Raw genomic sequence first — 18,830 nt, forward strand, 5'->3', positions numbered from 1 at the left:
GGGATCCGTCCGCCTGTGACGGGAATTTGCTTATTTTCTAAGGAGAGACACTATGGCCGAACAGATTTCTGATGCCACTTTCGATAGCGTTGTCCTGAATTCCGATATCCCTGTCCTGCTGGACTTCTGGGCCCCCTGGTGCGGTCCCTGCCGCGCTGTGGGCCCCATCATCGATGAACTGGCTGCCGAGTACGAAGGCAAGGTCCGCATCGTCAAGATGAACGTTGACGAAAACCCGGCGACGCCCACCAAATTCGGTATCCGCGCCATCCCGACCCTGATGCTGTTCAAGAATGGCCAGGCCATCGACCAGGTGACCGGTGCCGTCAACAAGGACGCCATCGTCAACATCCTGCAGACCAAGGCCCTGGCATGAGCTCCTTCGATGCTGCAGTCATAGGCAGTGGCCCTGCCGGGGTGACGGCGGCGCTGTATCTCGTCCGTTCCGGCTGCTCCGTCATCCTTTTTGAGAAGATGGCAGCCGGAGGACAGATCCTGCAGACCGAAGCTCTGGAGAACTACCCCGGGTATCCCAAGGGTATCAAGGGCTACGAGCTGGCCGACCTGTTTGCCGCCCATCTGGAAGGCTTGCCGGTGACGCATAGCCGGGATGCTGTGGAAAGCGTCAGCGGCGAGGCCGGCAATTTTGTCGTGCAGGCCGGTGGCAAGGAGCACAGCTGCCGGACGGTCATCGTGTGTTCCGGCGCCCATCATCGCGAGCTGGGGCTTGCTGATGAAAAGCGTCTGCAGGGTCGTGGGGTCTCGTATTGCGCCCTGTGCGACGGCAACTTCTTCCGCAATGCGCCAGTCGCCGTCGTCGGCGGCGGCAATGCTGCGCTGGAAGAATCCCTTTATCTGGCCAAGCTGGCTTCCAAAGTCTATCTGATCCATCGCCGTGACGAGTTCCGCGGGGCGAAGATCTATCAGGACAAGCTGGAATCCATGCCGGACAAGGTGGAGCTGGTGCGCAGCAGCGTCGTGACCGCCCTCCATGGAGAAAACGCCCTGACATCCCTGAGCGTCAGGGATCTGAAGACGGACGAGATCCGTCAGATCTCCGTCGAAGGGCTGTTCATCTATGTCGGTTTCGAGCCGGCAACGGCGTACCTGCCCGCCGCGCTGGAACGTGATGCCCAGGGCTTCATTGTGACGGATACGGAAATGCGGACCAGCATCCCCGGCATTTTTGCCGCCGGTGACGTGCGTTCGAAACTGTGCCGTCAGGTCATAACTGCCGCCGGTGACGGTGCAACTGCTGCGCAGGCAGCTTTCGTCTTCCTGGAACAGCTCCATGTTTAAAAACTATCTTCGCTCTCTGACTCTGGCTTTGGCCATCTTTTCGCTGTCTGGCTGCGGCATCATCGATATGATCTACCTGCCTCCGGCCGAGGATACAGCGCAGGAGATATTCGAAGCCGGCAATGACGCCATGAGCGAAAAGAACTATGTGCGCGCGGTCGAACTGTACAACAAGCTGCGGGATACCTATCCCTTCAGCCCCTATACGGTCGACGCGGAGCTGGCCCTGGCCGATGCCTATTACCTCGATGAGGAATATGTGCTGGCTGCGGAAACATACAAGGATTTCGAGTCGCTGCACCCGCGGCATGATGCGACCCCCTACGTCATCTATCAGACGGGCATGTCGCTCATGAAGCAGTTCCGGTCCATCGACCGGGCAACGACGATCCTGCAGGAAGCCCACGAATACTTCGCACGGCTGCAGCAGGTCTATCCTGACTCTCCCTATGCCAAGGATGCCGGGGAAAAGATGCACACCTGCCGTCGCCTGATGGCCGAGCATGAACTCTATATCGCCGACGTGTTCTGGCATATGGAAAAGTATGGTCCTGCCTGGCGGCGCTATGAATATGTGAGCGAGAACTTCCCGGATGTTCCTGAAGTAGCCTCGCATGCCAAGGAAAAGTCCCTGGCGGCGTACCACTACTACAAGGAAGAGCAAGGCCGCCTGACCCGCGAAAAGCGGCAGGGCAGCTGGCGAAACTGGTTCACCTGGCTGTAAGAACAAAAAAGCCCCGTTCGGGGCTTTTTTGTTCTGCAGGGAAAATGACTTCCACTCCCGCTTTCCGGGATGTGCACCGGTACTAAGGGAACCGGCGCATGACTGTGCTGCAGAGGCTTCCGGTCTGGCTTGGGGACGCTCTGCCGCATGAAGACAAGGATGGAATGACGATGAACGAGGAACACAGTCAGGCCAAGAACAGGGCTGCCTTGGTATCCCTGCTGGCGGCCTGCCTGCTTACGGCCATCAAGCTGGTTGTGGGTATCTATACAAACAGCCTGGGGATCCTTTCCGAGGCATTGCACAGCGGGCTTGACCTGCTGGCGGCGGCCATGACCCTGTATGCCGTCCGGCTCTCTTCCCGTCCTGCGGATGCCCGGCATCCTTATGGGCATGGCAAAGTCGAGAACCTGTCGGCACTGGGCGAGACAGTGCTGCTGTTCGTTATCTGCGTCTGGGTCGTCTATGAAGGCGCAGGCCGTCTGCTCTCGGGCGATACGCCGGTGGCCCCTTCCATCTGGGGCATCATCGTGATGGGTATTTCCATCGTGATCGACGTGAACCGGGTGCGGGTGCTGAAAAAAGTCGCCAAGGAGACACGGAGCCAGGCGCTGGAAGCCGACGCCCTGCATTTTTCGACAGACATCCTGTCTTCTGCTGTCGTCCTCGTGGGGGTGGGGGCCGTCTGGCTGGCCGCCAAGCTGCAGCTGCCTGAACCGGTACAAAAGGTCCTGGTGCAGGCGGATACCGTTGCCGCCCTCCTGGTGGCCCTGATCATTTTCCGGGCCAGCCTCCATATGGCCCGGGAAGCCATCAATATGCTCATGGACAGCGGTTCTACGGAAGAACAGCAGGCCATCTGTGAGGCAGTGAAGCATCTGCCGGGCGTCCAGGACGTGCAGCGTGTGCGTTTGCGTTCCAGCGGTCCGCATTATTTTGTGGATCTGACCGTGGGGGTCGACCCGGCCATACGCGTCAGTGAAGGGCACAAGATCGCCCACGATGCCGAACTGGCTGTGGATGCCATCTTGCCCGGCGCGGATGTCACGGTCCACGTGGAGCCTGTGCGTTCCGGCCAGAAGGAAGATCCCTTTACTGTGGTGCAGCGGGTGGCCTCCATCCAGGGGCTGGCCGTCCATGATGTCCAGATCCTGCGCAGCGGGGCGGGGACGCTTGTGGAGGTCCATGTGGAAGTGCCGGGACAGGAAGCGTTCTGCGAGGCCCACAAGCGGGTCCGTGCCTTTGAAGAGGCGTTGCATTCTGCCCTGCCGCAGGCCGGGATCGTCACCCACATCGACCCTGAAGAGCGGGGAGACGTCCAGGAAGAAGCTGCTCCTGCCCAGACAGCCGTGGCAGAGCTGGCCTGGAAGGAAGTAGAGCAGGCCGTTGGTCGCGAGCCCCTGCTGTGCTGTGCCCACGGCTACCATGCCTACACCTTGCCGGTGTACGGCTTGTGCATTTCCTTCCACTGCTGTGTCCGGCATGAGCTGAGTGTGGAAGAAGCCCATCAGCTGACGGTCCGTCTGGAAAAAGAGCTGCGCGAACGCCTGCCGCTGCTGGGGCGCATACTCATCCATCTGGAGCCGCCCAGGACGGAATCCGCTCCGCTGGGCAAGTAACGAGCAAAAAGAAAAGAGGCAGGAAGATGCATGAACATTCTCCTGCCTCTTTTTAGTAAGGCTCTCTGTGTCGTCCCGTTCAGGAAAAGTGCCTCTGCTTGGGACGGAGGCCTTTCACGAGAGGATGGGGCCTGAGGGAAAAGCGTCCTTTTCGCGCCAAAGGGAGGCTTTGGACCTCAAAGGGCCTCTAGGCCTTTTCTTCCGTTCCGGCGGTCGTCCGGGCAAGAGCTTCGGCCAGCGATGCCGTCACGGGCTGGGCGGGCTCTTCCTCAAGGATGACCGGCGCGCAGCCCGAAGCTTCGATAAGGCGCTGCCACAGGGCATCCATGCCCATGCGCTTGCTGGAAGAGGTGATGACCGGTTTGACGCCGACGATCTCGCCCCATTCCGCCTGGCGTGCCGCACGTTCCCGCTGGTTGCACTTGTCGGCCTTGGTCAGGATGGGCAGCAGGGGAAGCCCGCAGGAACGGGCGAAGCCGGCAAGCTCCAGATCCAGTTTCTGGGGAGGCAGGCGGCTGTCCAGCAGCAAGGCCAGGGCGCGCAGGTCCTTGCAGGTAGAAAGATATTTTTCCAGCAGGGTCGCCCAGCTGCGGCGCTCACTGTGGCTGGCCCGGGCATAGCCGTAGCCCGGCAGGTCTACCAGAAAAAAGTTGTGGGGCTGCACCCGGTAAAAATTGATGGAGCGCGTCTTGCCCGGTGTGGCGCTGACCTTGGCGAGCTTTTTGCGCACGGCCAGAGCGTTGATGAGCGAGGACTTGCCCACGTTGGAACGGCCGGCCAGGGCCACCTGGGCTTCCGGGACATCCAGGAGTTGCTGGAGGGTGTAGACGGTGCTTTCTAGGGTAAGCGTCGGCATGGTGTGGACCTCAGGCACAGCTTGACAGTAAGGGGTATTTTCACAATAATCCGCAATTCACTAAGCGTATACTAGCCGTAGCGCGTTTTTTTTGCAAATGGCCGGAAAAAGGCCACGTGCACGGCAGCAGGAGGAAGAATGTATTCGACGACTGATTTTCGCAAGGGCCTCAAGATCGAGGTGGAAGGCATCCCCTACGAAATTGTTGACTTCCAGCACTTCAAGCCCGGCAAGGGTGGTGCCATGGTCCGCACCAAGCTGCGCAACATCCTGACGGGACGCATCCAGGACATCACCTTCCGTTCCGGCGAAAAGGTGGGCAAGCCCGACATGGAGACCCGCGACATGCAGTTCCTGTATCGCCAGGACGACGAGCTGATCTTCATGGATATGACCACCTACGAACAGCTCCAGGTCTCCACCTCCACCACCAGCGGCAAGGAAGGCTTCCTCAAGGACGGTCAGGAATGCCGCGTGCTGCTGTACAAGGGCAATCCCCTGGATATCGACATTCCGCTGAGCCTGGTGCTCGAAGTGGTGGAGACCGAACCCGGCGCCAAGGGCGACACCGTGAGCAACGTGACCAAGCCCGCCAAGCTGGAGACCGGTATCGTGGTGCAGGTGCCCATCTTCGTGAACGAAGGTGACCGCATCAAGGTCGATACCCGTACCAAGGAATACCTGGGCCGCGAATAGGCCTTTTTGCAAGATACGCGAGGGTAGACATACGGACGCACGCAAGTTCAGCCGCGAACTTTTTGGGCTTTTCCTGCTTTTCTGGTCACTGCTGATGCTGCTCAGTGTGGTGACTTTCAGCGCCAATGACCCCAGCCTCAACCATGTGGTCAGCAGGCAGGCTGAAGTCAGCAACCAGGCGGGACTTTTTGGTGCCTATACTGCCGGCTTCCTCAATGATGTTTTTGGCATAGGCGCCTATATCTGGCCTCTGGTCTTCGGGGCCCTGGGCGCGTCCTGTGTCTCCCCCGCGTATACCATCAGCTGGTGGCGCTGGTGCGGCCTTTTTTTGCTCACCATCTGCCTGCTGGTCGTGGGGGCCGCATGGGATCTGTCCCTTGGCGATATCGCCGGTGGCGGGATGATCGGCGGCACCCTGCACTCCAATTCCAGCTATTATCTGAGCCCCGGGGGCTCGGGGCTGGTCTGGTTCTTCATTTTTCTGGTCGGCGTCCAGCTGACCTTCAACTTCTCCTGGGTCTCCGTAGGGGCGCTGTGCGTGGCCCGCATCCGCGAGCGCATCCTGCAGAAAAAACAGGAAGAAGAGCACAAGCCCGAGATCGTCACTCACGGTCAGGAGCTTGCCTCCCTGCCTTTCCATAAGCGCATCCTCGCCGGTCTGAAACAGAAGACGCCGGGCAAGGGATCCGATTTCTGGCGGGCCCTGCGCGACAAGCTGGGCAATATCCGTCCGGCCAAGGACCCCATGCCGGAGATCTATCCTGTGGAGCCCGAGGAGGTCGCCCAGCCTGCTGCGTCTGCCGCTCCCGTCAGGGAGCAGGCGCCGGTTGCCGTGCCCGTCTCCGGGCCTGATGACGATGATGACTTTTTTGCGCCGGCGGCTCCCCGTCCGGTCATCATAGAGACGCCTTCCGTCGTCCCGGCTGCTGAGGATGACTCCGCCGCCGGTGACATTGCCGTGGAAGAGGCTTTGGCGCAGGAAAGCTGCGGGCAGGATGCTGCCACGTCCGCCTCTGCCGAACCGGCTTCTGCAAAGCAGGACGCCGCCGCAGCCCCCAAGGCCGCTCCTGCAGCATCTGTTCCCCGGCCGACGGCGCCTGCCCCGCAGGAAAAGCGCCCTCGCGCGCCCATTCCTTTGCCCAGTCTCGATTTGCTGAGCCTGCCCTCCAAGGATGCCCCCCGTGTGCGTCGTGAGGATCTGGAAGCCCGCGGCAAGGCACTGATGGAATGCCTGAAGGATTTCGATATCCAGAGCGAGCTCGTCCGCATCACGCCCGGGCCTGTGGTCACCATGTACGAGGTGCGCCCGGCTCCCGGTATCCGCGTCAACCGCATCGCCAATCTCAGCGACGATCTGGCCCTGGCCCTCAAGGCCATCGCCGTGCGCATCCAGGCCCCGATCCCCGGATCGGATACCGTGGGTATCGAGATCCCCAATGATGACAGGGAGATAGTCAATTTTAGAGAGCTGGCCTCGTCGGAAGATTTCCGCAAGGGTTGCGGGCCCCTGACCATGATCCTGGGCAAGGACATCGCCGGTCGTCCCTTTATGGCGGACCTGACCAGGATGCCGCACCTGCTGGTGGCTGGTGCCACCGGTGCGGGCAAGAGCGTCTGCCTCAATGGTATCCTGCTCAGCCTGCTGTATCGTACGCAGCCTGAAGAGATGCGTCTGCTCCTGGTGGACCCCAAGCGCATCGAAATGGCCATGTACGCCGATGAGCCGCACCTGATCCATCCGGTGGTGACGGAGATGAGCGAGGCCAAGAACGCTCTCGACTGGGCCGTGCATGAGATGGACCAGCGCTATGAGGCCATGGCCCGCATGGGCGTACGCAACGTGGCTTCCTACAATCAGCGCCTGTCCAGCTACAACGGTCAGCTCCCGCCGGATCTGACCGATCTGGAGCCCTTGCCCTATCTGGTCATCGTCATCGACGAACTGGCCGACCTGATGATGACGGCTGCCCGCGAGGTGGAGACCAGCATCGTGCGTCTGGCCCAGCTGGCCCGTGCCGCGGGCATCCACATGATCCTGGCCACCCAGCGTCCCAGCGTGGACGTGGTGACCGGCCTGATCAAGGCCAACTTCCCCTGCCGCATCTCGTTCCAGGTCACGTCGCGGCATGATTCGCGCACCATTCTGGACCAGGCCGGTGCCGAGCATCTGCTGGGCCGCGGCGACATGCTGTTCAAGCCCAGCGGCGGTCGCTTGCAGCGTTTGCACGGCCCCTTCCTGAGCGATGAGGAAGTGCAGAACGTCGTCGGCTACTGGAAGCACCATCTCGTGCCCAGCTACAAGGTCAGCTTTGCGGACTGGAACGCTGACGGCGCGGCCGGTGGCAGCGGTGGCGGCAGCGGCGCAGGGGATGTGGCTTCGGATCCCCTGTACGCGGAGGTCCAGGCTTTTGTGACCGAACAGGGCAGGGTGTCCATTTCCCTGATCCAGCGACGCTTCAAGATCGGCTTCAACAGGGCCGCCAATATGGTGGAACAGCTGGAGGCCGACGGTATCATTGGCCCTGCTGACGGCAGCAAGCCGCGAGCCGTGGTCAAATAGGAGGTAACAATGCGCATGATCAAATCTCTGGTGCTTGGTGCCGTATCCCTGCTGGCGCTTGCCTCATGGGCGCAGGCCGCCGATCTCGTGGGAGATCTCAAACAGCGTTATGACACCTTGCAGTCTTTTTCCGCCGAGTTCGAACAAAAGCTCACCCATAAGGAAAGCGGGGCTGTAGAGACCCGTTACGGGACCCTGCACTTCAAAAAGCCCCTGCTCATCCGCTGGGAGACGAAGAAGCCCATCAAGGAGACCCTTGTGGTCACGGGCAAGGAGATCTGGGATTACATCCCGGAAGAGGAAGTGGCCTACCGCTATCCTCACGATCTGGTGCAGGATTCCCGCAGCATCATCCAGGTGCTGACCGGCCAGGCCGCGTTGAGCAAGGATTTTGACATCAAGGAAGAAGGTTCGGAGAACGGGATGCGGAAGATCCGCCTGTACCCCAAGGACCCGACGCCCCAGATGGTCGAAGCCCTGATCTGGGTGGATGCCCAGACCTTTATCCGTCGCGTGGATCTGGTGGACTTTTACGGTAACCATAACGACGTGAATTTCACCAAGTTCATTCCGGACGTCATGCTGGGAAGCAGCACCTTCCAGTTCACGCCGCCCAAGGGCGTCGACGTGGAAGACCGCACGGATAAAGCCAAGGTGCAGGAGCGCGAGCTTTTCAAGTAGCGCCATCGTGCAAAGCAGATAAAAAAGGCCCCGTTTTGCGGGGCTTTTTTGTTGTTTCGTTTCCCTCGTACTGGTTGCAGGAAGGAACGGCCTCCTGATCCCGTCTGCACAGTGTGCGGGCCGTGCAGGCCTGATGCGTACCGGTGCATGAGTGGGGACCGTTCTGGATTCTGGAGCATTCCGTGTGGACAGGTGCCGCGACAGCATGGACGGCTGGCCTGTACGGCTTCGTCGGGGAGGTCTGTATCCTGCCTTGACAAAGGCTGCGGAGCACGGGCATTATCCCCACGATGGGGCATTCTCTGATCCGGCGGACATGCGGTCCGCAGAGGGTGGACGCGCGCGACAGCCGGTGGTCAGGCTGTGCACGAAAGAGCATGCCCGGATTCACGACGAGGCCGTTTCGTCCGTATGCGGTACGCCGTGGCAAAGAGCAGACAAAGGAGTGTTCATATGTCCGCTGACTGGAGCAAGGGCGTTGAAGAACTGGTGCAGGCCTGGCAGAGCGATCCCCTGAATGCCCGCGCGGCCTTCCTGGCGTATCGTGACTATCTGGTGGGTCTGGAAAACGTTTCGCTGGAATTCAAGGCCCGTCCGGGCGTCAGCTATTCGCTGCGTGCGCGCAATGCCGCCCAGAAACGGCGCGAGCTGTTCGTCCTGGTGGACGTGGTGGATGACGAACCGGAAAGCCGCTGGCTGTCGGTCTGCTTCTATGCCGACATGATCCAGGATCCTGACGAGCTGGGCGACTATGTGCCGGCCGGTCTCATGGGCGAAGATGCCTGCTGCTTCAATCTGGATGAAGATGATGATGCCATGCGTGCCTACATCGCTGACCGCATCGCCGAAGCTGCCCGCAGCGCGGCGGAGGGCAAGGAGTAGCCCCGTATGACGACAGGCCGGTATGTGGCCCTTGATTTTGAAACTTCCGGCTATGCGGCCCACAGCGCGTGCGCTGTGGGCCTTTGCCGCATCGAGGATGGCGTGGTGACGGACAGCTTTTACAGCCTGATCCGTCCGCCGTCCTCCCGTGTTTTGTTCACCCATGTGCATGGCCTGACCTGGCCCATGCTGAAAGACGCCCCCACCTTCACGGAACTGTGGCCGCAGCTCGTGGCCTTCATGGAAGGCAGCCATGCCCTTCTGGCCCACAATGCCGGCTTCGACCGCAGGGTGCTGCATGCATCCTGTCAGGCTCTGGAGCTTGTGCAGCCGCAGCTGCCGTTTTTGTGTACGCTCAAGGGAGCGCGTCGCAGCCTGCCGCTGGCATCGCGGGCGCTGGACAGCGTCTGCGGCTACTTCGGTATCCCGCTGGATCATCATCATGCGGGGTCCGATGCCCGGGCCTGCGCGGAGATCTATTTGCGTCTGCGCGGCTTGGGCGTCACAGATGGTCAGATGAAATTGTAACGGCGGTCAGATAGCGCAGACAGGAGGCATCCCCCCGGATGACCTCCTTTTTTTATGGCTGAAGGTCGGCGAACGGGCACGGGCGGATGGGAGAAGCCGCGCGACCGTATGGAGAAACGGAGGGCTGGGAGGGGATATGGATATCGTACATGTCCGTAGTCATAAGAAAGCCTGGTTGCCGCTCTTGCTTGTCGGGGATGAGAGCGAAGCCATGATAGACCGGTATCTGGAACGCGGGGAATTGTTCGTCCTTCATGACCCCGATGCCCGGGGGCTTTGCGTCGTGACCCGGGAAGGCGAGGGCGTGGCGGAGATCAAGAACCTGGCCGTGGCAGCCGCCTGGCGCAGACGCGGTTACGGCAGGGCGCTGATAGAATTTGTCTGTGCGCGATATGCCTCGTCCTGCCATAGTTTGCAGCTGGGGACAGGAGAAGTCCCATCGACGCTGGCATTTTACCGGGCCTGCGGTTTTGTGCCCTTTGACCGCATCCCTGACTTCTTTACCCGCAACTATCCCCAGCCCATTGTGGAAGAGGGCATACTCTTGCGTGATATGGTGTACCTGCGGCGCCGGCTGCCTGCCGGGGGATAGGGCAGGGAGCGGGGGATCGTATCAGGACGCAGCGTGCGTCATTTTTTTGAATGCTTATGTGGAGCCATTTTTTTTGAGGTGATGTTTAATATATTGTAATCAATGATTATTCATGAATGGCATCCTCTTTGCTAGCTATATATGGATATAGCTATCCATGGGGGAAATTTGGCAGTGTCGGGCAGCATGCAGGAGCGTCACGGAGCGACAGGGCGTACACGACAGGCCGCGTTTGCGGCGGTCGGGTTCGTGTCTTTGCTTCTGGCCGTACTTCTTGGCTGGTTGTCCTTGCAGGGGGAAGGCGGGTGTAGCGGAGATAACGATGCAGCCGCCCTTCGCCATGAGCGGGAGACCTTGCTGGCCCGGCAGCTGGAACAGTTCTCCTGCATCCGTCAGGCGCGGGTGCAACTGGCTCCCCAAAGCTGGCAGTCCGGGGCGGTCATCGTCCTGGAGCCCGCGCGACCGGAAGCCATGCCGGATGCCGCAGCTCTGGACAGGATGCTGGATACCCTGGCCCTGATACCGGATGCCCCGGACAAACGCCATGTCCTCGTCTTCGATACGGAAGGACGGCGCCTGTATCCTGATCATGAGACAGACGAGACGGCCCGCCGGGAACAGGAAGTGGCGCTTGAGCGGCAGGCCCTGCGGGTCTTGCGGCCACTGCTGGAAGGCAACGGCAGGGCAGAAGTCCTCGTCAGTCTGGATGGGGCAGAAAAAGGCCGGACAACGGGACGTCGTACCATCTCGGTATTGCTGGAAGAAAATGCCGTCCTGGAAACAGTGCGCCCGTATCTTGAGAGCCTGCTGGGGCAGGCCTGTGCGCTGGAAGAGGGGAGGGGCGATGCCCTGCGGATCTGTTTCCTGCCTGCCAGACGGAATGCGGCTGCCCTGCGGGGGCTGGCCCTCACCTTTGCCGTGCTGGCTCTGGCCGGTATGGCTGCATTCTTCCGGGCACGTCGTCGGGCCTCTGGCCCATCTGCCGATCCCGAAGTCCGTTTTGAGGAAAAACTGCCGTGTGAGGCAGAAAGGGACAGCAAAGCGGCAGAGGATGCCGAGAGTCTGTGCCGGCAGCTGGAAACCTCTTTGCGCGAGCATCCCGGGCAGGGGGTGGCCCTGCTGCGGCACTGGCTGACACAGGAAGATACAACGCCGGAAGGGGCAGCAGGAGGGCGGGAGTCATGCAACTGACAGGCAGCCAGCGGTGTGCGGTCTTCCTTCTGGCCATGGGTGAAGACGTGGCTACGGACATGCTGGGCCGCATGCAACGGCAGGAAGTTGCCCGGATAACGGAAGCCATGGCCAGCCTGCCGCACGTCCCCGAAAGCGAAGTACGGGCCATCTTGCGGGAGGCCCGGATATTTCTTGAGACGCAGGCCGACGGCATCTGTGCGGACAGGGCCCTGGCCGGTCGCCTGCTGGCGCACTGTCTTGGCGAGCGCGAGGCGCGGGAGACCATGCGCGCCTGGGGCCCGGCGGAGTCGGCACGGCCGTTCGAATCTCTGGAGCGGATGCGCCCGGGGCAGCTCTATCAGCTGCTGCGGCAGGAACATCCCCAGACGCTGGCGCTGGTCCTTGGCCATCTTTCCGCTTCCCAGGCGGCGGGCCTGCTCATGCGCCTGCCGACGGAGATGCGCTCACTGCTGCTGGAGCATATCGGCGGGCTGGCCCCGGTGGATGCGGACATCCTGGATGAGGTGGACAGTGTGCTTGCCCGGCAGGCTGCGGAAAGATCCGTGCAGGACTGGCGTCCCGGCCTGCAGGTGGCAGCGGAGATCGTGGCGGCTGCGGGCAAGGATGCGGCCAGGGAGCTGCTGGCCGATCTGGAACGGCACGACTCCCGCCTGCCGTCGCTGCTGGGCAGGATGGTTCACTGTCCTGAAGACTGCTTGAAACTGGAGGACGGTCTGCTGGAAGAGGCACTGGAGGAAACGTCCGGTGAAGCTCTGGTCGGGGTCTTGGACACCTGCGGGCCTGCCGTGCGTGCGGCCCTGCTGGAGCATGTCCCGGAGGCACGGCGATCCGCCATCGAGCGGCGTCTCCGCGAGGGGGAGACATCTCCGGGGCAGTCTGCGACATATCGTGAAGATTTTTTGCGCCGTGTGCGTCATTTGCAGGCAGAACGCCTGCAGGCGGATCTGGATGCGGCAAAAGCCGCCGGACCGAGGACCGGATCATGAAAAACAGCCCGGAAGATCATCTTCCGGGCTGTTTTTTTCTCGATGTTCAGGCAACCTATTTGTCCAGGATCAGGGCATTGGCCTCGCAGCTGCGGTCACTGGCCAGCAGGCCGTTTTCCTGCAGATAGCGTTTGCCCTGGGCGGCAAAGTCGGCATGGCTGATCTCTTTGGGGATGCCGGGACAAAAATCCTTGGCCAGATGCAGGCTGACGGGGTCTTCTATATTGCCCCGGAAAAAAGGCCAGGCTTTGCAGATGGAAGGCTTGCCTTCATGGACGATGCAGCCTTTGCCTTCCCGGAAGAAGATGCAGTAGCCGTCTTCGCCCACGCGGATCTTGAGTTTGGTCCCCACATATTCCCCAAACTGGCGTATCACCTCTTCCTCTTCCATGCGGAGAGTGGCGCAGAGCCGCTTCAGGTCGGAGGGGCTGACGACGATACCGCCTTTCCCCTTGCAGCAATGGCCGCACATCTTACAGGAAAAGGCCTGGGTTTCTTGGCTCATTTCGATATCCTCAGGATTATTTTTGCAAAGTGAGCAGGCGGGCGTGTTCGACCATGAGGCAGAGATCCTCCACCACCAGGATCTGTTCAGGCTCCAGCAGGGCACGCGCCTCGGCGGAGCGGATGCCTTCCTGCATCCAGAAGCAGAGGGGCTTCCAGGGCAGGGCCAGCACTTCCTGCGCATGGGCGGGGCAGTACTGGGGAGCACGGAAAAGGTCGATGATGTCCACCGGCTGGGGCAGGGACGCCAGATCGGGATAGGCCGTCAGGCCCCAGACGGTCTTGCGGACAGGGTGCACAGGAAAGATGGTATAGCCCTTGTCCAGCAGATAGCGGCCCACTCTGTCCACGGGCTGCCCGGCTTTGTCCTTGGCGCCTACGATGGCGATGCTGCGGGATCGCTGGAGTACGTCCCGGATGGCGGTAAACGAAAGCATCCTTGCCTCCATAAGGGATTGCCCCGACATAGCCGACGGGGGAAGACGACTATACGGGCTGACAGGGGCAAGTGCAAGCCTGGGCTCCGGCTTGATGAAAACTTGCGCCCTGTCGCGATATCAGGCCTGGTGGGGCTCCTGGGCGGTCGCTGTTGCAGGTGTCGCAGGAGCGGCACAAATGACCGGCTTGACGGCAAAGAGCTTGTCCGTTTTGCCGAACAGGTAGAGCAGATCCCCGGCTTCCATGACGAAGTCGGCAGGCGGGGAGGCCACTACCTCCTGTTCGCTGCGGGCCACGGCCACCACGGTCACGGCGTATTCCCGGCGCAGGTTGCTCTGGGCAAGGCTGAGGCCGCACAGGGGGGAACCTGCCTCCAGCCGCATGGTCTGCACTCCCATTTCGGGCAGACGGCTGGCAACGCTTTCCAGACTGTCCGCAGCACTGCTCATGCGCCGGATCATGCGGTAATTCTGCTGGCGCAGACGGGCGGAGAAGGCGTCGATATCCTGACGGGGCACCAGATACTGGGTCAGCACCTGGTTGAACACCTCGATGGAGGTCTCGAATTCCTCGGCGATGACCACATTGGCTCCCAGACGGCGCAGCGGGGCGACCTCGGTGATGAAGCGGGTGCGGGCCACGATGTAGAGGTCGGGGTTCATGCGCCGGGCCTCCAGGGTGATGGCGCGCACGGCCGCCGGGTCCGAGATGATGATGGCCAGGACACGGGCCGTGTAGACGCCCAGATGCTCAAGGATGACAGGCTGGGAGGCGTCCCCGTGCGAGATGGGCTCCTTGTTCTTGTAGCGGCTCACGGTCTCGGGGTTCATCTCCAGGATTGTGTAGGGGATGCCGGATTCCTTGGCCACCTGGGCCAGGTGCTTGCCGCTGATGCCGAAGCCCACGATGATGAGATGATCCTTGAGGGTGCTGGCCTTCTGCTGCTCTGCTTCCGGGCTGGAGGCTTCCTTGCCGCGTCCCCTGGTCAGCAGGGCGGCGGCGCGGGGGGCCAGATTGATGAGGAAGGGCGTGAGCATCATGGTGATGACGCTCAGGGCCAGGAAGGACTGGTAGCCGATGTCGTTGAGCAGACCGGCGGCCAGACCGGAGGCGGCCAGCACGAAGGAGAATTCACCGACCTGCGCGAGGCAGAGGGAGGTCTGGATGGCCGTACGCAGCGGGTAGCCCTGCACCAGGACGGCGGGCATGGTCAGCAGGCTCTTGATCAGGATGAACAGCAGGGTGTTGAACAGGATGGCCCAGATGTGCTGGAGGAAGAAGGAGAGATCCAGCATCATGCCCACGGAGATGAAGAACAGGCTCATGAAAACGTCACGGTAGGGCATGATGCCCGAGATGACGCTCATGCTGTACTGGGAACGGGCCAGCATCAGGCCCGCCAAAAAGGCGCCCAGCGAAAGGGAAAGGCCCAGGCTGTGGGTCAGCAGTGCCATGCCGAAACAGGTGCCCAGGGTCGAGAGGAAGAGCAGCTCGCGCGAGCGGGTGCGCATGACCGCTTCCATGAAGCGGTTGAGGCCCAGATGCGCGGCCAGCAGCACGGCCCCGAGGATGCCGCCCACCTTCAGCACCGACAGCAGCATGTCCAGGGGCGCCATATGGAACTGTCCGGACAGCAGGGGCACACAGAGCATCATGGGTGCGACCATGATGTCCTGAAAAACAAGGATGGCCAGAGAAAGACGCCCCGTCGGCGTGCTGGTGAGGCCTTTCTGCTGAAAAATCTGCAAGACGATGGCCGAAGAGGACAGGGCCACGAGACAGCCCCAGAAAATACCGCTGGGCAGGCTTGTCCCGTCCAGAAGGGCGGTGAGGCCGGCTATGGCCAGCACCGTCAGGCCGATCTGCAGGCTGCCCCCTAGGAACACGGGGCGTTTCAGACGGCTCAGGGCCTCGCCGGACAGCTCCATACCGATGGTGAACAGCAGCATGGCCACGCCCAGCTCCGCCACATCGCTGATGGACTGGCTGTCCACGATGCCCAGCAGGGAAGGCCCGCACAATACGCCGGTCAGCAAAAATCCTACAGTTGCCGTCAGCTTTATCTTGTTGCATACAAGGTTGACGACGATGGAAAGCAGGAAAATGATGACCAGTTCATCGAGCAGTTCAAAATGCATTTGTACCTCCGGGGCAGGTGCGAACCCGCACGGCATGCGCCGGTCCCGGACCGGTTGGGCATGCCGTTTGCAAGGGAACTATCATAAAAAAAGGCGGCCAAAGCCGCAAGGGAGTACCTATGGACTTGTTTGAAGCGATCAGGACCCGGCGCAGTATCCGTTCCTTCACCGACGAACCCGTCAGCCAGGAAGATATGGACCGCATGCTGGAGGCCGCCATGTGCGCTCCCAGCGCCAACAACCGCCAGCTCTGGCATTTTGTCGTGATCCGTGACCGCGAGATGCTGCGCAAGGTGGCGGAGGTCCATCCCTACGCCAAGATGGCGGCAGGCGCAGCCGCAGCCGTCATCATCTGCGCCGATCTGAACGAAGAGAAGACCCCCGGGTTCTGGGTCCAGGATTGCTCGGCGGCCACGCAGAACTTCATGCTGGCGGCGCGTGCCCTGAACATCGGCACGGTCTGGTGCGGTCTGCACCCCATCGAGGACAGGGCCCGGCCGTTCCGCGAGATCTTCCACATGCCGGAGAACATCCGTCCCCTGAGCCTGATCGTGCTTGGACATACGGATCAGGAATTCAAGGCTCAGGAACGCTTCCGCGCTGAACGTGTCCATAACGAAGACTGGTAAGCAGGCCTTTCGCGCACGCGTTTTTGTGTGTGATGCAATGAAAAAAGCCCGGCATGGCCGGGCTTTTTTCATTGCTGTTTGGAGGGGAGCGTTAGCAGACGCCCTGAGCGATCATGGCATCGGCCACCTTGCGGAAGCCGGCGATGTTGGCACCCAGCACCAGGTTGCCGGGCTGGCCGAATTCCTTGGCGGTCTCGGCAGCATTCTTGTAGATGTTGCCCATGATGTCCTTCAGCTTGCCGTCGACGGTCTCGAAGGTCCAGCTCTGCATGCCGGCGTTCTGCTGCATTTCCAGCTGGCTGGTGGCCACGCCGCCGGCGTTGGCAGCCTTGGCCGGGCCGTAGGCGATACCGGCTTCCAGGAAGGCGTGCACGGCTTCCAGGGTGGAGGGCATGTTGGCGCCTTCGGCCACGCACTTGCAGCCGTTGGCCAGCAGGGCCTTGGCGTCAGCCAGGTTCAGTTCGTTCTGGGTGGCGCAGGGGAAGGCGGCGAAGCAGGGCACGGACCACACGGCATTGCGGCCTTCGGGGTATTCGGCCACAGGGGTGTGCTTGGCGGTGGGCACCAGTTCGGCGTAGCGGGTCAGGGAAGCGCGTTCCACTTCCTTCACCTGCTTGAGCACGTCGACCTTGATGCCTTCGGGATCATAGATCATGCCGCGGGAGTCGGACACGGTGACGGGCTTGGCGCCCAGCTGGAGCAGCTTTTCGCAGCAGTAGGTGGCCACGTTGCCGGCACCGGAAACGGCGCAGACTTTACCTTCCAGGCTTTCGCCGCGGTCTTCCAGCATGTTCTGGGCAAAATACACGGCACCGTAGCCGGTGGCTTCCGTACGGGCCAAGGAACCGCCGAAGAGCAGGTTCTTGCCGGTCAGCACGCCTTCGTAGCTGCGGGTCAGGCGCTTGAACTGGCCGAACATGTAGCCCACTTCGCGGCCGCCCACGCCGATGTCACCGGCGGGCACGTCGATGGTGGCACCGATGTGACGGTGCAGTTCGGTCATGAAGGCCTGGCAGAAGCGCATGACTTCGGTCTCGGACTTGCCCTTGGGATCGAAGTCGGAACCGCCCTTGCCGCCGCCGATGGCCAGACCGGTCAGGGAGTTCTTGAAGATCTGTTCGAAGCCTAGGAACTTGAGGATGCCCAGGTTCACGCTGGGATGGAAGCGCAGGCCGCCCTTGTAGGGGCCGATGGCGGAGTTGTACTGCACGCGGTAGCCGCGGTTGACCTGGATCTCACCCTTGTCGTCCACCCATTCCACGCGGAAGCTGATGATGCGTTCGGGCTCGGTGATGCGCTCGAGGATCTTGTACTTTTCGTACTTGGTGTCTTTGTCCAGCAGGGGCTGGAGGGTCATCAGCACTTCTTCCACGGCCTGGAGGAAGACAGGTTCGCTGGCGTACTTCTGTTTCAGGCCTTCAATGACTCGTTGAGCGTAAGACATGGGTGCACTCCTCTGTGCTCTGTGTGCGCATAGCGCAAAAAACGTTGAATCCTGCCGTTAAAGGCAGGAATTTTTTTTACGCAGTTTCTCCGAGCCTTGCAATACGTTTTTCGGCGCTCAGTGGGAGTTTTCAGAGGGGCAGGCGTCGTGGCGGCGCATCCTTTTCAGATCGCGGAGGGGCGGTTCGCCAAAGAGGCGCTTGTACTCACGATTGAACTGGGCCGTGCTTTCGTAGCCTACAGCCAGCCCCGCGCTGCCCGCATCCATCTCGCCGGCCAGCATCAGACGCTGGGCCTCGTACAGGCGCAGCCGCTTGTGATACTGCAGCGGGCTCATGCCCGTGACCTCCTTGAAATGCCGGTGGAAGGTCGATGTGCCCATGTTGACCTGGCGGGCCAGCTGGCTCACCAGCAGAGGCTTGCGGTAGTTCTTGCGGAGCCAGTCCGTAGCCTGGGCGATGCTGTTGGCCTGGGTGCCGTGGGTATTGAGCTGACGCAGCCCGGCGCCCTGCGGCCCGATGAGCAGCAGGTAGTGGATCTCGCGGATGACCAGCGGCGCAAGGATGGGTATCCGTTCCGGCGTATCCAGCAGGCGGGCCAGACGCAGGAAGGCATCCAGCAGTTCCGGGCTGGTCGTGCCCAGGATGACGCCGCTGTCCGGGCGGGCCGCAGGCGGGACGGCATCGGCCAGTTCCTTGACCATCTGGCCGGTCAGGCTCCTGTCCAGCTCCAGCGACATGGCCAGGAAGGGGTGGTCATGGCAGGCCTGGAGGACGCGGAAGGCGTTGGGCATGTCGACGCCCGTGACCAGGCACTGGCCCTCCCCGTAATGGATCTCCCGGTCCCCCAGCATGGCGATCTTTTCTCCTTGCACGATGATGGATGCCGAAGGCTTGCCGAGGCAGGTCGTGGTGGTGTGGCAGGTCTCGAGCCTGCGCGTGACCAGTCCGGGCACGGGGCTGTGGTACGTGCCCGTGCGGGGCATGTGCTGGAGCAGGATCTCCTTGATGCGGGCATTGATACGGAGCAGTTCAGCGTGCGGGTCGAGCATGGGAACATCC

19 protein-coding genes are annotated in these 18,830 nt (G+C 61.5%); 13 read left to right on the forward strand and 6 right to left on the reverse strand.

Annotation, left to right across the window (positions count from 1 at the left end):
• Positions 1-52 precede the first annotated feature (52 nt).
• The 4 genes from trxA (at position 53) to ACQRCJ_RS04090 (ending at position 3,642) form a co-directional block, all read left to right on the forward strand.
• Entirely contained in the window at positions 53-376 is a 324-nt protein-coding gene (gene trxA / locus ACQRCJ_RS04075; RefSeq protein WP_006005379.1) for a thioredoxin, read from the forward strand.
• A complete protein-coding gene (gene trxB, locus ACQRCJ_RS04080; protein WP_168935785.1) occupies positions 373-1,299 on the forward strand; it encodes a thioredoxin-disulfide reductase in 927 nt (308 codons plus the stop codon). The genes trxA and trxB overlap by 4 nt, the downstream gene beginning before the upstream one ends.
• Positions 1,292-2,023, forward strand: coding sequence for an outer membrane protein assembly factor BamD (locus tag ACQRCJ_RS04085; RefSeq protein WP_168935786.1), 732 nt, complete (start codon positions 1,292-1,294; stop codon positions 2,021-2,023). The genes trxB and ACQRCJ_RS04085 overlap by 8 nt, the downstream gene beginning before the upstream one ends.
• 164 nt (positions 2,024-2,187) lie before the next feature.
• Positions 2,188-3,642: a cation diffusion facilitator family transporter gene (locus ACQRCJ_RS04090; protein ID WP_303930349.1), complete on the forward strand. Its 1,455-nt coding sequence runs from the start codon at positions 2,188-2,190 to the stop codon at positions 3,640-3,642.
• Between the two features lie 187 nt (positions 3,643-3,829).
• Here the strand turns inward: ACQRCJ_RS04090 and yihA are convergent, their stop codons facing one another.
• Positions 3,830-4,498, reverse strand: a complete 669-nt coding sequence (gene yihA / locus ACQRCJ_RS04095; protein WP_168935788.1) for a ribosome biogenesis GTP-binding protein YihA/YsxC — start codon at positions 4,496-4,498, stop codon at positions 3,830-3,832.
• Positions 4,499-4,636: 138 nt separating this feature from the next.
• Between yihA and efp the strand changes: the two genes are divergently transcribed.
• From efp to ACQRCJ_RS04135, 8 genes are all read left to right on the forward strand, one after another.
• Entirely contained in the window at positions 4,637-5,194 is a 558-nt protein-coding gene (gene efp / locus ACQRCJ_RS04100) for an elongation factor P (RefSeq protein WP_072333111.1), read from the forward strand.
• Between the two features lie 94 nt (positions 5,195-5,288).
• Positions 5,289-7,754, forward strand: coding sequence for a DNA translocase FtsK (locus tag ACQRCJ_RS04105; RefSeq protein ID WP_414626983.1), 2,466 nt, complete (start codon positions 5,289-5,291; stop codon positions 7,752-7,754).
• A gap of 9 nt (positions 7,755-7,763) precedes the next feature.
• Positions 7,764-8,435 (forward strand): outer membrane lipoprotein chaperone LolA, encoded by a 672-nt coding sequence (lolA, locus tag ACQRCJ_RS04110; RefSeq protein ID WP_168935789.1) that lies wholly within the window; start codon positions 7,764-7,766, stop codon positions 8,433-8,435.
• 453 nt (positions 8,436-8,888) lie between these two features.
• Entirely contained in the window at positions 8,889-9,317 is a 429-nt protein-coding gene (locus ACQRCJ_RS04115; protein ID WP_168935790.1) for a hypothetical protein, read from the forward strand.
• Between the two features lie 6 nt (positions 9,318-9,323).
• A complete protein-coding gene (locus ACQRCJ_RS04120; protein ID WP_168935791.1) occupies positions 9,324-9,845 on the forward strand; it encodes a 3'-5' exonuclease in 522 nt (173 codons plus the stop codon).
• A gap of 136 nt (positions 9,846-9,981) precedes the next feature.
• A complete protein-coding gene (locus ACQRCJ_RS04125; RefSeq protein ID WP_303930596.1) occupies positions 9,982-10,437 on the forward strand; it encodes a GNAT family N-acetyltransferase in 456 nt (151 codons plus the stop codon).
• A 249-nt stretch (positions 10,438-10,686) separates the two neighbouring features.
• On the forward strand, positions 10,687-11,628 hold the full coding sequence (locus ACQRCJ_RS04130) for a hypothetical protein (RefSeq protein ID WP_168935793.1): 942 nt from the start codon (positions 10,687-10,689) through the stop codon (positions 11,626-11,628).
• Positions 11,619-12,617: a hypothetical protein gene (locus tag ACQRCJ_RS04135; protein WP_168935794.1), complete on the forward strand. Its 999-nt coding sequence runs from the start codon at positions 11,619-11,621 to the stop codon at positions 12,615-12,617. Before ACQRCJ_RS04130 ends, ACQRCJ_RS04135 begins: the two co-directional genes overlap by 10 nt.
• Positions 12,618-12,672: 55 nt before the next feature.
• Here ACQRCJ_RS04135 and ACQRCJ_RS04140 read toward each other — a convergent pair whose 3' ends face one another.
• From ACQRCJ_RS04140 to ACQRCJ_RS04150, 3 genes are all read right to left on the reverse strand, one after another.
• On the reverse strand, positions 12,673-13,122 hold the full coding sequence (locus ACQRCJ_RS04140; RefSeq protein WP_168935795.1) for a YkgJ family cysteine cluster protein: 450 nt from the start codon (positions 13,120-13,122) through the stop codon (positions 12,673-12,675).
• Positions 13,123-13,138: 16 nt separating this feature from the next.
• Positions 13,139-13,558: a CoA-binding protein gene (locus tag ACQRCJ_RS04145; protein WP_204625569.1), complete on the reverse strand. Its 420-nt coding sequence runs from the start codon at positions 13,556-13,558 to the stop codon at positions 13,139-13,141.
• A 120-nt stretch (positions 13,559-13,678) separates the two neighbouring features.
• Positions 13,679-15,697, reverse strand: a complete 2,019-nt coding sequence (locus tag ACQRCJ_RS04150) for a cation:proton antiporter (protein WP_303934360.1) — start codon at positions 15,695-15,697, stop codon at positions 13,679-13,681.
• A gap of 119 nt (positions 15,698-15,816) precedes the next feature.
• Here ACQRCJ_RS04150 and ACQRCJ_RS04155 point away from each other — a divergent pair, with 119 nt between their 5' ends.
• A complete protein-coding gene (locus ACQRCJ_RS04155) occupies positions 15,817-16,326 on the forward strand; it encodes a nitroreductase family protein (RefSeq protein WP_168935798.1) in 510 nt (169 codons plus the stop codon).
• A 91-nt stretch (positions 16,327-16,417) separates the two neighbouring features.
• Here ACQRCJ_RS04155 and gdhA read toward each other — a convergent pair whose 3' ends face one another.
• Both gdhA and ACQRCJ_RS04165 read right to left on the reverse strand, forming a co-directional pair.
• Positions 16,418-17,770 (reverse strand): NADP-specific glutamate dehydrogenase, encoded by a 1,353-nt coding sequence (gene gdhA, locus ACQRCJ_RS04160; RefSeq protein WP_427799384.1) that lies wholly within the window; start codon positions 17,768-17,770, stop codon positions 16,418-16,420.
• Between the two features lie 117 nt (positions 17,771-17,887).
• On the reverse strand, positions 17,888-18,830 hold a 943-nt coding region (locus ACQRCJ_RS04165; RefSeq protein WP_427799385.1), incomplete at its 5' end, for an AraC family transcriptional regulator N-terminal domain-containing protein.

The sequence above is a fragment of the Desulfovibrio sp. SGI.102 genome (assembly GCF_050314315.1).
Lineage (GTDB): Bacteria > Desulfobacterota > Desulfovibrionia > Desulfovibrionales > Desulfovibrionaceae > Desulfovibrio.